Raw genomic sequence first — 12,534 nt, 5'->3', positions numbered from 1 at the left:
GTCATTTCCTTTCTAAATCCCTCCACGCTCTTATTAAGGCCTGATTTTCTTCTCTTTCCCGCACGGCAATCCGAAAAAAACCTCTGCAAAGATTATGATAATTATCACAAGAACGAATTAAGATTTTTTTCTCAAGAAGCCTTTCCTTTAAATCCTTTCTAGCTTTAAAGAAAATATAATTTACCGATGGTTCATAAATTTTTTCTGCAAGGCCTTTTTGCATCTCTCTCATCAAATATTGTGTTTCTCTCTCAATTAGCTGCCTTGTCATCAAAAGATATGCATCATCTTTCAATGCTTCAACGCCTGCCATTTGCGCTGGTATTGATGTATTCCATGGCTGAATTACTCGCTGTATTTTTTCTCGAAGTTTTCCATTCGAACTTATTCCGTATCCAAGACGTAATCCTGCCATTCCATAAATTTTTGTAAATGCCCGTAGAATCATTAAATGTGGAAAATCACAAATCGAAGAAAGCATAGAATAAGATGCTTCCTCTTTAAGAAATGGAAGAAAACATTCATCAAGACAAAACCATACCTTCATTTCTTCACAACGTTTTGCTATTTTTTCTAATAGTTGTCTGGAAATTAATTGACCCGTCGGATTATTAGGATTGCATAAAAAAACAAGATCGATATCTTCCGTAATCTTTTTTATAAAAGTTTCTTCTAATGAAAAATTGTTTTCTTCCTTTAAATTCCAAAACTGCATTTCTCCATTACAAGAACAAACTGCTTCTTCATATTCCTGAAAACATGGAGAGACAGTAAGTACCTTTTGAGGCTGAATTGCCTGACAAAGTCCATAAATCAATTCCGCGGCTCCATTCCCGACCAAAATTTGTTCTTTTAAAAGCTGTTTTTTATTCGCAATTTCTTCTCTTAAAGCATCTGCCTGACTATCTGGATAACATTTTGCAAGAGAAATCCCTTTAACCGCTGCTTTCACACTTTTTTGCGGCATTCCAAAAGGATTCGTATTTACAGAAAAATCATATAAAACATCATTTCTGTAAATATCTCCTCCATGTTGATAACTTTCTTCCATCTGAATCCTCCTTTATTTCACCATCCACAATCCTATGATCAAAATACCTACAATAAATACAAGAATTTCCGTTACATACATTAAAGAGCATGCTCGCCTGATATCTTCTGTTTCTATTGGACGAAGGTCATCTCCAAGAAATTCTTTCTTATATAACTTTCCAAAATAACAGGCATCCCCTGCTAGACGAATTGATAAAGCACCTGCACAAACTGCCTCTGTCTGGGCTGCATTAGGACTAGCATGTTTTTTTCGATCTCTCTTATAAATTTTCCATGCCCCCTTAACATTCAGGTGTAAAAGAAAAGAAGCAAAAATCATAAATAATCCGGAAATTCTTGCCGGAATATAATTTACAAAATCATCCAGTCTAGCTGCCACCCGTCCAAAATAAAGATAACGTTCATTTTTATATCCAATCATTGAGTCCATTGTATTTACAGTCTTATAAAGGCACGCTCCCATCGGTCCAAAAAGAAGCATGTAAAATAATGGTGCGATGACTCCATCTGATGTATTTTCTGCTACCGTCTCAACAGCTGCTTTTGTAATTCCTTTCTGATCAAGAACCGAGGTATCACGACCAACAATCATAGAAACTGCCTTTCTTGACTTTTCAAGATCTCCTTCTTTTAATGCATCATAAACTTTCATACTTTCTTTCTGAAGAGATCTTGCCGCCAACATCTGCCAACAAAAAATACATTCCACTGCCATTTGAATTGCTGGATGAATTTTTCCACAAATCCACAAGATTCCTCCAAAGACAAAGAAGGAAAAAAGCAATACAAGCAAAACAAGAATTCCTCCACACCATATTTTTTTCGTGCGATCTTCTTCTTTCTGATCAGATATGTGAAAGAAAGTCCGAAGTCCTTTTTCTATCCACACGATGCATTGCCCAATTCCTTGAACTGGATGCCAAAGCCAATGTGGATCTCCAATTATCCAATCTAACAAACATCCCACACATATGACAACGATTTTATTCAATGCCATGCCCTCCTGTCTCAATCTTATGAATGGATGTTAGGCAAATCTTATCTTGTTTCTGGCAAACGTCCATTTCCAATCCTTCTCCATTTCCAATCTGCCAACCATAATAGTCCTGATGAGGATCTGAAAACGCATCCAAGATTGCCATAATCGTTCCACCATGTACAACCATTGCTATTTTTTCCTTTTCTTTTAACCCCATTAAAATTTTCTCGAAGGCCATACAGCATCTTTTTTGAAACTGTACTCTTGTCTCCCCACCAGGAAAACCACTCATTCCCATCGTATCAATAAATTTTTGATAATCTTTATTTCCATTCAATTCTTTATAATTTTGATATTCAAACGCCCCAAAATCACACTCTCGAAAATCAGGCACAAACAAAGGAGCTTTTCCCGGATAGAGAATTTTTGCAGTTTCAACACAACGTTTCATTGGACTTACATAAAGAATATCTATCTGTGGCAATTTCTTTTTTTGAAGCCGTGATCGCTCGCTTTTAAGAATATCTTCATCTGTACAACCAACATAACGTCCCTCAACATTTCCTTTTGTTTTTCCATGACGGATCATGATAAGTTTCATTTAATTTTCTCCCCAATTCCACAAAGAACACGAATTACGGTTTGAGCCTGTCCGGCAAGATAACAACTGACTCTTCCAGAACATTCCCTAAAGTCCCTTTCCTCTTTTTCTATCGGAACAAGACCACATCCAAGTTCATCACTGATCACAATATCCGGTTTTTCTTCTTCTAAAAATCTTTTTACTTCTTCCATCGGATCCAAACCTTTTTTTAATTGTTCCTCTACCCTTTTATGATAATGATCAATAATTTTTTTCTCTCCTCCAAACTGCTTTGTTGCATAGGAGTATTTTCCCTGTCCAGCTCCTCCTGTAATAAATATCATTTTTCTATCCTTTCTTATCTACTTTGCAACCGCCAAAATCGCAAGTATAAAAATCTCACACAATTGTAAAAAATATCCAGCAATATCTCCTGTAATACCACCAAAAACCTTGTAAGCCATCTTTCTATAGTAAAAAAGGCAACCCAATCCTACTAAAATACAAAGTCCACCTCGTACAAAGTCAAAAGCTAGCATTCCAATGGCTGTACAAATTCCTTCTATTATAAGAATCCACTTTACATTTTTTGATGCTGCATCTGAAGTCGTTGCCGCCATTCCATCATGTTTTGCTTTTAAAAAAGTCTTGATAGACCATCCACTTAAAATCCTTGAATATATAAATCCTGCTGCAACAAGAAAAATGGTATGCTGATTTATCTCACTAACAAGACCAAACGAAAGCAACAAATAGACACATCCATAAATTGCTGCAAATGCACCCATATGTGGATCTTTTAAAATGCGAAGTTTTTCTTCCTTTGGTTGATAAGAACTTTTTGCATCAATGGTGTCAAGAAAACCATCCATATGAATTCCTCCATTTAATAACACCGGAAGTACTGTTAAAATAGCTGAAATTGCTATTTTCCCAAATCCAATCCATCGTAGAATTTCATATCCAAATACAAAGATGACACCAATGACAAGCCCAACAAATGGAAAAAAGCAAAGACTATAGTGCATACTTTTCTTATCCCATTCAATCTGCGGCATTGGAATTTTAGAATACGTTGAAAATGCAATGATCATGGATTTTAACATTTCTCTTCTCCTTTCAAAAAAACAGGAATCGAACAAACCACTTCCACTGTTGCCGTACTCATCTTTGCAAGTTTCTGATTGATTTGCCCAAGGATTGTAACATAAGAACGCATTTCTAAATCCTTCGGCATTCCATCCGCAAATATCTCATTGGTTACGATGACAACACATCCGACGTTTTCCTCTACCTTTTTTATGTAAGATATAATGATATCTTCTAAATCTTCATAACATTTTCCTGGATAACGTTTGGTTACCCCACCGTCCAAATACATCTCATTTGCAAGAAGATTCGACATACATTCCATCAAAACAACATCTCTCCTACCAAATGAAATATCATCTTTGCATATATAAGGCTCTATCGTCTCAAATCCTTTTTCCTTTCGCATTTGTCTATGTCGTTCAATTCTCTGTTTACATTCTTCATCATACGGATACATAAAAGCTGCGTACAAAAGCTTCCCATCCCCAAATATTTCTCTATGTTTTTTTACTGCAAGATTTTCTGCATATTCTGATTTTCCACTGGCACTTCCACCGGTGATAAGATATAGCATCCTTTCTATTCCTTTCTATGAATGAAATCTTTTATATTCTTCAATGTTATATTCTTCAAAAGTCCCCATATTTTTATAAACATTCATTGCCATGTCAAGCAAAGGAAACAATGTTATGGCTCCACTTCCTTCTCCAAGGCTCATATCTGCATGGACAATCGCACGAAGGCCAAGTTCTTTTAAAATCAACGGTGCAAGACCTTCTTTAGATACATGAGAAGCAATCATGATTTCTACCGTTCCTGGATCGATCTTTGCTGCTGCCAGTGCTGCGGCGGCTGAAATCGCTCCATCAAGAATCACCGGTATTCTCTGTCTTTTTGCTTCAAGAAATATACCAGTCATTGCCACAATTTCATAACCTCCAGCTTCTATAAGAATTTCCTCTGGTGTATTATTTTTGTTTTTCTTTACCCGGTCTACGATCTTTTTTACAACAATTCTTTTTCTTTCCAATGATTGATCTGACAATCCAGCTCCTCGTCCAGTTACTTTCTCAATAGGCTCTGAAAGGAAAAGAGATGTAAGCGCACTAGATGGAGTTGTATTTCCAATTCCCATCTCTCCTATTGAAAGAACCTGATAACCATTCTCCTTTAATTCCCTCACTAGCTCCCTTCCAGTTTCTATGGCACGCTCATATTGTTTTCTTGTCATAGCCGCTTCTATTGCAATATTTCTGGTTCCTCTTGCAATTTTTCGATCAATAACTGCATGTTGCACAAGATTTTTTTCCGGATAAGCCGCAGTATCCATTCCAACATCAATCGTATAAATATCAACATTGGCACTTTCAGCCATATAATTTACCGTAGAGCATCCTTTTGCAAAATTTTCAGCTACAATCTTTGTAACTTCACTTCCCGTCTGAGTAACTCCCTCGTCTACGACCCTATGATCCGCACATAAAATAAGCAAAGCTCTTTTTTGAAGGTTCCAGGGTTTTGAATCGCCTGAAATTTTACATAACTGGATAACCAATTTTTCCAACTGACCAAGACTATCAATTGGTTTTGCTATCGCATCCCAATGCTTTCTTGCAAGCCTTTGTGCTTGAAATCTTTTGCATGCCTGAAGAAAAGAATGTATCATTTCTGGATGACTATAATAATAAAGATGCGGAAAACCAGCTGCCACAAATGGCGTATGAATCATACAATCATAAGAAATTTTTCCCGTTGGTTTTTTTGCCACAAAATCTTCTCCATTCTTTGTACAATCCCAGTAATGAAATTCATGTCCACGAATGATCTGACCACGTTCGCCAAGAATCCCTGGCGTCTTTATTTCAAGCTGCACATAACCAAATCGTTTAAGTTTTGACGTTTTAAACCCTTCTCCATCAAAAACTCCTGTCATTTCTCCATAACTTCCATGGCTGCCTTCTAAGCTTTTTTGTAAATATAAAAAGCCTCCACATTCGGCAAGACACGGCATTTTGTCTTTTAAAAGTCTTTGGATCTGCATACGCATCTTCTTATTTTTTTCCAACTCTTTTACATAGTTTTCCGGATAACCTCCACCAAACAAAATTCCATCAATATCATCTGGCAAAGATTCATCATGCAGAGGAGAAAAAGTAACAATCTGAGCTCCCATCTCACAAAGCAATTCCAAATTCTCTTTATAATAGAAGGAAAAGGCTTCATCCATTGCAACCGCCAGCTTTACTTTTCCATGAATTTTTGGAAGTTGTGGTCTCTTTCCCTCGCATTTTTGTGCCTGTGCAGCAATTTCCATGATTGCTTCAAGATCGACACTTTCTTCCATCTGAATTGCAATCTGTTCTGCCCATCGATGAAATTCCTTCATTTCTTCCGGAGTAATTAATCCTAAATGTCTTGATGGAACATAAAGATCTTTCATATCCGGTAAATATCCAACAACTTTTACCTGACATTCTTTTTCAATCAGTTCCTTTAACCGTCCATAATAACCAGCAGATACACGATTTAAAAGCACTCCCTGAATATTACTATCTTTCCGATATTTTATCATTCCTTGAATCACCGCTGCCAAAGAAACACTAGCTCCATGTCCATCCACTACTAAAATAACCGGCGTTTTTGTAATTTGAGCGATTTCATAAGTACTTGCCTTTTCAGACTGCCCTCCAAGACCATCATAATATCCCATGACCCCTTCCATCAAAGTAATATCCGCATTCTCCATCTTTCTTACAAGAAGATAACGAATCGTCTCCCCTTCTGTAAAAAATGAATCAAGGTTACCAGAATCAATTCCAAGAACCTTCCGATGAAACATCGGATCAATATAATCTGGTCCACATTTTATGCAAGCAGGAATCTTATTTTTTCGTTTCAGTGCTTCAATCATTCCACAAACGACCATCGTCTTGCCACTTCCACTTTTAGGCGCTGTAAATAATACTCTTGCCATATGATTACTCATCTTCTTTTCCTCCAAAACTTGCAATCCAAACTGGATTCTGTGCTTTCATCAAATGATATTTTCCCATCGTTTCTGCTCTTGATACTTGAATCTGAATGATTTCCATCGTTTCATACTCTGGAAATTTTTTTTGCAGTATTTCAAGTTGTTTCAATGTTTCAAGTGTAACCGATGTTATACAAAACCGTGTATCCTTATTTTTTTCTCGGATTTTTTCTATGATTGCCATCATCTTGCCTCCGGTTCCTCCTAAAAATGCATGCGTTGGTCGTGGCAAGATATCTATTTGTTCAGAAGCTTCTCCTTCTATAATTTTAAAGTTAGAAACGCCAAATTTCTTTTTATTTTTATGCAGCAAATGGATGGCTTCTTCCTTCTTCTCAATTCCATAAACCATTCCATCTTTACATTTTTGGGCCGCTTCAATAGATACTGATCCGGTTCCGGCTCCAACATCATAAAGTATGGAATCTTTCCTTAAATGTAATTTCGATAATAAAATCGTACGCACTTCTTCTTTTGTCATTGGAACTTTTCCACGAATAAAAGAAGTATCTTTTTTTCCGAACCCTTTTACCTCTTTTTGTACTCTCGGATTTTCAAATAAAACTATAGAAAGCGGATCATATTTTATAGAAAGAAAATCTTTTGGATTTCCTCTCGTTACATTTTCTTCTGGATAAGAAATTTTTTCTCCAAGGACAACATTTACATCCGTCATTTTACACGCAATTAATTGCTCACATGTATCTTTTACTGTATTCTCACTTCCAAGCAAACTGCATACATAACGATGTTCCTGAATCAAAGACAATAAATTTTGATGTTTTCCATGACAACTTGTCAAAAAAACTTCACTCCACGGAATTCCAAGCTCATTTAAAAATGCAACCGGGGATGCAATTCCAGAAATCATATGCACATTTGCATCTGGAAATAATTCTTTCATCCCTCTTGCTCCAGAATAAAACCCAAGATCACCAGAATAAACAATCGATATTTTTTGATATTCTGGATGATCGTTTAAAATATCAAAAATATCTTCTTTCTTATAGCAATTATATTTGGGCTTTTTCGTATCTTCTTCCCATATTTGAAGAACTCTTCCGGCACCGATGACAGCATCACTATTTTCCAATGCCTCTTTTGCTAAAATTGTCATCATTTTAGGATTTCCAGGCCCCATTCCTATCAGATAAATCTGGCGTTTTTTTAAATCATCGAGCCATTTTTCATCAATAGCGAGATTATATCTTTTTTTTACCCATTCAATTGCTTCCAAAACATCCATTGCTTCTTTTGTTTCTTTTTCCTGTCTCCCTATTACAACAACTCCAACGCCGGCACGTATTGCGGCTGCACATTTTTCTTCATAACCTCCAGTGCGCCCAGAATTTTTTGTTACAAGCCAAGAAGCTTTTGTTTCCTTTAACATCCAATAATTGAAATCTTCACCAAAAGGTCCCTGCATCGCAATCACATGTTTTCCATGAAATCCAAGACTTTCACATTTTTGTAAGACCTCAATTCCAGGTAAAACTCTCGCAATACACCGTTCTTCATAATTTGGAATTTGTGTATAAGCTTCTAAATCACGACTACCCGTTGTAATCAAAATATTTCCTTCCTGTTTTTTTAAAAACTTAATGGCTTGTCTAAGATCCTTTTTATAATAAATTCCCTGTTCTTTTTCCTGATGAGCTCCTTCTTCTCTGAAAATACGAACATACAAAATTCCAGCTTCTTTACAAGCTTCTTTAATATTTTTTGTTACATCTTGAGCATAAGGGTGTGTTGCATCCAAACAACAGCCTGATGTATGACTTAAAAGAAAATCTCTCATTTCCTGCACATCCATACGTCCGGTATGAATGTTAATGTTTTTACATTTTGGAAGAAGAGATGCCCCATAAGATGTTGCAACACATACGAACAGTTCAAGAGAGGTATCCCCAAATGCCTCCGCAAGAATTCTTCCTTCTGTTGTACCTCCAAAAACTGTAATTGCCGCCATTTTCGTCTCCTTTCTTACTTATAATTGATAACCTCTTGGCGTTACCATCTGATTTTTGATCTGTTTTGTTTGACTATTTCCGATAAATACCGTTGTAAACATATCAACGGTTGTATCTTTCAACTCACCAAGAGAAAGAATTTTTGCCTCTTTTCCTTCTCTTCCAATATTTTTTACATATCCGCAAACTAATGACTCTGGCTGATATTTTAAAATAATTTCACAGGCTTTTTTTAAATAATCTTTTCTTTTCCGACTAGATGGATTATAAAGACAGATAATAAGATCTGCCATTGCTGCACAAGCGAGACGTTTTTCAATTTTTTCCCATGGTGTCATCAAATCACTCAAACTGATTACTGCAAAATCATGTCCAATAGGTGCTCCTAAAACTGCGGCTCCTGATAATGCAGCTGTAACACCCGCGATCACCTGAATTTCAATATTAGGATATTCTTTCCCCATCTCAATCAAAAGTGCTGCCATTCCATAGACACCGGCATCTCCACTGCATACAACGGATGTTGTTTTTCCACTTTGTGCAGACTGCAATGCCAATTTACAACGTTCTTTTTCCTGTTTCATTCCAGTCATTATATACTCTTTTTCTTTAAAATAAGGACGTATTAGATCCACATATACGGTATAACCGGCAATTACCTCGCTTTCTTTTAATGCCTGCTTGGCTTCCATTGTCATCGCCTCTACTTTTCCAGGTCCAATCCCTACAATATATAATAATGAACTCAAAATTTTATCCTCACTTTCTTCTTTGCCAGTGCTACCGTTACACCATCCTTTTTCTTCTTTCCGCAAATCAATTCTCCCCCACAGGCTACTGCACTCCTCTCACATACATTGTCCGTTCCAGTAACTTTTTTAACAAAAGCCGATGAATGAAAATGCCCTGGGACTTTTTGTAATTGTTCTGAAGAAAAACAACAAAGCTTCTTCCTATATTTTTGACACCAAGATACAAGCCCTGGCTCTTCTTTCTTTAAATCAATCGTCGCTATCAAATCCAATGCCTTTATACAAATTCCTTCCTCTTTAAACGTCTCATAAATGGCGCAATCGATTTTTTCATAAGAGATTCCTTTTCTGCATCCGACACCAGCAATTACAGCCGCTGGAACAAGCCATAATATATTTTCTTCCCCATATTCTTTCAAAAAATCTTTTGATGGTGGATCCAAAGAAATCCACACAATCATAAAAACATCCTCTTTTAGAAAACTTTGCTTTTCTTTTTCTGATTTTATAGTACAAACTTCTATCTGACGCGGGACTTCTCCTTCAATATAAAAATTAGAGAAGATCTTTACCTCTTTTCCATCTAAAAGACCCGCTGACATCTTTTTTGCTTTGTTCCAGTCAGATAAAACTAAATGGTTTTTTCTTGCAAAGTCATCCACCGAAAATAAATGCTCTCGATCCGTTGCCGTCGTGATTACTGCAAGACTTCCTGTCATCTTACCGATCCTCTTTGCAAGTTCATTAGCCCCACCTGCATGCCCGGATAATAAAGGAATAATAAAAGTTCCTGTCTCATCCATTGTAAGAACTGCCGGATCTTTCGATTTATGTAAAATCCATGGTGCAACCATTCGAACAGCAATTCCAGTGGCACAGAAAAAAATCATGGCATCTGCCCAGAAAAAAGCTTCTTTTACATTTTTTGAAAGACTTTCTGGAATCGATTGTTTCGGCATAGATTTACACTTTACAACTGTCCAAAATTGTGTCATTGGATCCTGCCTCATCCATAAATTTTTCACTTTTATCATCTGTTCATAGCCCTTTTTACTACAGGCTGCCATCCATATTTTCATTTTTGAATTCCTTTCCGGTATTCTGTTGTAAATGATGGATCATATAATTTTGATTTTTCATAAAAATCCCCAAGGATATTTCCAATGATAATCAAAGCCGTTTTTGTAATTTCTTCTTCCTCCATCACAAACGGAAGACGATCTAAAGTAGTTACAATTTTTCTTTCTTCTGGCCATGTTGCTTTGTACACAATTGCGGCCGGCGTCTGCTTATCATAACCTCCACGGATTAAGTCCTCTCTCACTTTATGCGCTAATGAAGAAGACAAAAACAAAACCATCGTAGACTGATGAACCGCAAAGGAAGTCAAAGATTCCCTTTGAGGAACCGGCGTCCTTCCCTGTGCTCTTGTAATAATCAAGCTTTGAGAAACCTCTGGTAATGTATATTCAATTTCGAGTGCCGCTGCTGCACCAGAAAATGAACTCACTCCTGGACAAATATCAAATGGAATTTTTTTCTCTCTCAATGCATCCATCTGTTCTCGAATTGCACCATAAAGAGATGGGTCGCCCGTATGAAGCCGAACCACAGATTGGTTTTCCTCTTCTGACACTTCCATAACTCCAAGGACTTCATCCAATGTCATATAAGCACTATTATAAATTTCACACCCTTCTTTTGTGTCCTGAAGAAGGTCAGGATTTACCAATGATCCCGCATAGATCACAACATCTGCTTGAGTTAAAAGCCGATATCCACGTAATGTGATTAAATCTTTTGCTCCTGGTCCTGCTCCTACAAAATGAATCATCTTTTTTGTTCCTCCCTGATTTGACTTATTAATTTTTTTCCATCTCCTACTTCTCCAAGGAATCCAAAATTTTCCGAAAATAAAAGGACCCCAAATTCCATATCTTCCCCCATACGATGTTTTAATACTTTCGTAATTTCTTGGCAAATACTTTTCATCACGTCTTCCCTAAGTCCCCATACTTCCAATTTTTCCAGCATCTTTTCTGTCGTAATACAATCTGCAAGCTCCTCTGCCATCCATCGTGTCCCTCCTGAAAAAATGGTATGTGTAATAAAAATTTCTTTTCTTCCATCTGCTACTTTAGAATGTGTATTCATAATTCCTGCTGCAAGCTTGCAGAGTTTTCCAATATTTCCAACTAAGAGGAAACGCTTCATCCCATAAGAAACTGCAAGATCAATAGTCTCTCCAATATAATTGCTGCACTTCACACTATCTTCCAAATTTAACCCACAATATTTTGCTGCATAACTTTGCCCATAATTTCCAGGTGTGACAAGAAGACTTTTTTCTCCTTGACGACTTAACTGCCGTATTTGCGTTTCGATCGTATCCACAATCGCTTTTTCACTCATTGGCTCAATAATCCCACTGGTTCCAAGAATTGAAATTCCCCCTTCAATTCCAAGTTTCGGATTAAATGTTTTTTTTGCTAAGCGCTCCCCTTCTGGAACGATCACCGTTATATGCAGCCTTCCCTCATAGGATGCCATTTTTCTTACTTCTTCCACCGCTTGAAAAATCATACTCCTTGGAACTTTATTAATCGCTGCGTATCCAATATTTTGTTCCAATCCTTCTCTTGTAACCCGACCAACACCAATTCCACCATCCAATGATAACAATGGATAAACAGAATCATAAAAAACATAGTTCGATTTATATTTTTCAAAAACCTTACGTACGCAAACATGGATTTTTGTATGATTTGTCACATCCGGATCATCTCCACTATCTTTTTCTACAAAAAATTGTGCAGCATTTATTTCCGTTTTTTCTTCATAAACCGGTATGGATAGTATAACCTGCTTAGGAGTATGCACACGAACTTCTTTTTTTACAATTCCAAAAAGAAGCCTTGTAGCAGCTGCACTCGCTGCAGCTGTTGCACATGTCCCTGTCGTAAAACCACATCTTAACTTTTTTTGATTTTTTCTTACATATGATTCCATACTTCTATCCTTAATCCGTCAAAAATTCTTCTTACACAGCAAAAAGGCAGACGATGTCTGCCTAT

The 12,534-nt window shown here is 36.8% G+C and carries 12 protein-coding genes; all 12 read right to left on the bottom strand.

Annotation, left to right across the window (positions count from 1 at the left end; all coding sequences use genetic code 11):
* Position 1: 1 nt before the first annotated feature.
* From KQI71_RS08190 to cbiD, 12 genes are read right to left on the bottom strand one after another with little or no spacing between them, the layout of a single operon-like run.
* Positions 2–1,051 (bottom strand): pyridoxal phosphate-dependent aminotransferase, encoded by a 1,050-nt coding sequence (locus KQI71_RS08190; protein WP_216435428.1) that lies wholly within the window; start codon positions 1,049–1,051, stop codon positions 2–4.
* A gap of 12 nt (positions 1,052–1,063) precedes the next feature.
* Positions 1,064–2,050, bottom strand: a complete 987-nt coding sequence (cbiB, locus tag KQI71_RS08185; protein ID WP_216435427.1) for an adenosylcobinamide-phosphate synthase CbiB — start codon at positions 2,048–2,050, stop codon at positions 1,064–1,066.
* Complete coding sequence (locus tag KQI71_RS08180) at positions 2,037–2,633, bottom strand: histidine phosphatase family protein (RefSeq protein WP_216435426.1); 597 nt, start codon at positions 2,631–2,633, stop codon at positions 2,037–2,039. Before KQI71_RS08180 ends, cbiB begins: the two co-directional genes overlap by 14 nt.
* Positions 2,630–2,959, bottom strand: a complete 330-nt coding sequence (locus tag KQI71_RS08175) for a bifunctional adenosylcobinamide kinase/adenosylcobinamide-phosphate guanylyltransferase (protein ID WP_216435425.1) — start codon at positions 2,957–2,959, stop codon at positions 2,630–2,632. Before KQI71_RS08175 ends, KQI71_RS08180 begins: the two co-directional genes overlap by 4 nt.
* Before the next feature lie 18 nt (positions 2,960–2,977).
* The gene (locus KQI71_RS08170) at positions 2,978–3,721 is read right to left on the bottom strand and encodes an adenosylcobinamide-GDP ribazoletransferase (RefSeq protein ID WP_216435424.1); all 744 of its coding nucleotides are present in this window, start codon (positions 3,719–3,721) and stop codon (positions 2,978–2,980) included.
* The gene (locus KQI71_RS08165) at positions 3,715–4,281 is read right to left on the bottom strand and encodes a bifunctional adenosylcobinamide kinase/adenosylcobinamide-phosphate guanylyltransferase (protein ID WP_216435423.1); all 567 of its coding nucleotides are present in this window, start codon (positions 4,279–4,281) and stop codon (positions 3,715–3,717) included. Before KQI71_RS08165 ends, KQI71_RS08170 begins: the two co-directional genes overlap by 7 nt.
* Before the next feature lie 15 nt (positions 4,282–4,296).
* On the bottom strand, positions 4,297–6,693 hold the full coding sequence (locus KQI71_RS08160; protein ID WP_216435422.1) for a cobyrinate a,c-diamide synthase: 2,397 nt from the start codon (positions 6,691–6,693) through the stop codon (positions 4,297–4,299).
* Positions 6,686–8,707, bottom strand: coding sequence for a precorrin-6A reductase (cobK, locus tag KQI71_RS08155; RefSeq protein ID WP_216435421.1), 2,022 nt, complete (start codon positions 8,705–8,707; stop codon positions 6,686–6,688). The genes KQI71_RS08160 and cobK overlap by 8 nt, the downstream gene beginning before the upstream one ends.
* Before the next feature lie 18 nt (positions 8,708–8,725).
* Positions 8,726–9,457 carry a precorrin-3B C(17)-methyltransferase gene (cobJ, locus tag KQI71_RS08150; RefSeq protein WP_216435420.1) on the bottom strand — a complete coding sequence of 244 codons (732 nt, stop codon included), beginning with the start codon at positions 9,455–9,457 and terminating at the stop codon, positions 8,726–8,728.
* The gene (locus KQI71_RS08145; RefSeq protein ID WP_216435419.1) at positions 9,454–10,539 is read right to left on the bottom strand and encodes a cobalt-precorrin 5A hydrolase; all 1,086 of its coding nucleotides are present in this window, start codon (positions 10,537–10,539) and stop codon (positions 9,454–9,456) included. The genes cobJ and KQI71_RS08145 overlap by 4 nt, the downstream gene beginning before the upstream one ends.
* Positions 10,536–11,294: a precorrin-4 C(11)-methyltransferase gene (cobM, locus tag KQI71_RS08140; RefSeq protein ID WP_216435418.1), complete on the bottom strand. Its 759-nt coding sequence runs from the start codon at positions 11,292–11,294 to the stop codon at positions 10,536–10,538. The genes KQI71_RS08145 and cobM overlap by 4 nt, the downstream gene beginning before the upstream one ends.
* A complete protein-coding gene (gene cbiD, locus KQI71_RS08135) occupies positions 11,291–12,469 on the bottom strand; it encodes a cobalt-precorrin-5B (C(1))-methyltransferase CbiD (RefSeq protein ID WP_216435417.1) in 1,179 nt (392 codons plus the stop codon). Before cbiD ends, cobM begins: the two co-directional genes overlap by 4 nt.
* Positions 12,470–12,534: the final 65 nt, after the last annotated feature.

The sequence above is a fragment of the Anaerostipes sp. MSJ-23 genome (assembly GCF_018918155.1).
GTDB lineage: Bacteria > Bacillota > Clostridia > Lachnospirales > Lachnospiraceae > Anaerostipes.
Note: the sequence above shows the minus strand (reverse complement) of the source record. Positions and strands in the feature narration are given on the sequence as shown.

Coding starts and splice junctions, on each gene's coding strand:
- KQI71_RS08190 (WP_216435428.1), bottom strand. CDS start 1,051: ATGGAAGAAAGTTATCAACATGGAGGAGATATTTACAGAAATGATGTT.
- cbiB (WP_216435427.1), bottom strand. CDS start 2,050: ATGGCATTGAATAAAATCGTTGTCATATGTGTGGGATGTTTGTTAGAT.
- KQI71_RS08180 (WP_216435426.1), bottom strand. CDS start 2,633: ATGAAACTTATCATGATCCGTCATGGAAAAACAAAAGGAAATGTTGAG.
- KQI71_RS08175 (WP_216435425.1), bottom strand. CDS start 2,959: ATGATATTTATTACAGGAGGAGCTGGACAGGGAAAATACTCCTATGCA.
- KQI71_RS08170 (WP_216435424.1), bottom strand. CDS start 3,721: ATGTTAAAATCCATGATCATTGCATTTTCAACGTATTCTAAAATTCCA.
- KQI71_RS08165 (WP_216435423.1), bottom strand. CDS start 4,281: ATGCTATATCTTATCACCGGTGGAAGTGCCAGTGGAAAATCAGAATAT.
- KQI71_RS08160 (WP_216435422.1), bottom strand. CDS start 6,693: ATGAGTAATCATATGGCAAGAGTATTATTTACAGCGCCTAAAAGTGGA.
- cobK (WP_216435421.1), bottom strand. CDS start 8,707: ATGGCGGCAATTACAGTTTTTGGAGGTACAACAGAAGGAAGAATTCTT.
- KQI71_RS08145 (WP_216435419.1), bottom strand. CDS start 10,539: ATGAAAATATGGATGGCAGCCTGTAGTAAAAAGGGCTATGAACAGATG.
- cobM (WP_216435418.1), bottom strand. CDS start 11,294: ATGATTCATTTTGTAGGAGCAGGACCAGGAGCAAAAGATTTAATCACA.
- cbiD (WP_216435417.1), bottom strand. CDS start 12,469: ATGGAATCATATGTAAGAAAAAATCAAAAAAAGTTAAGATGTGGTTTT.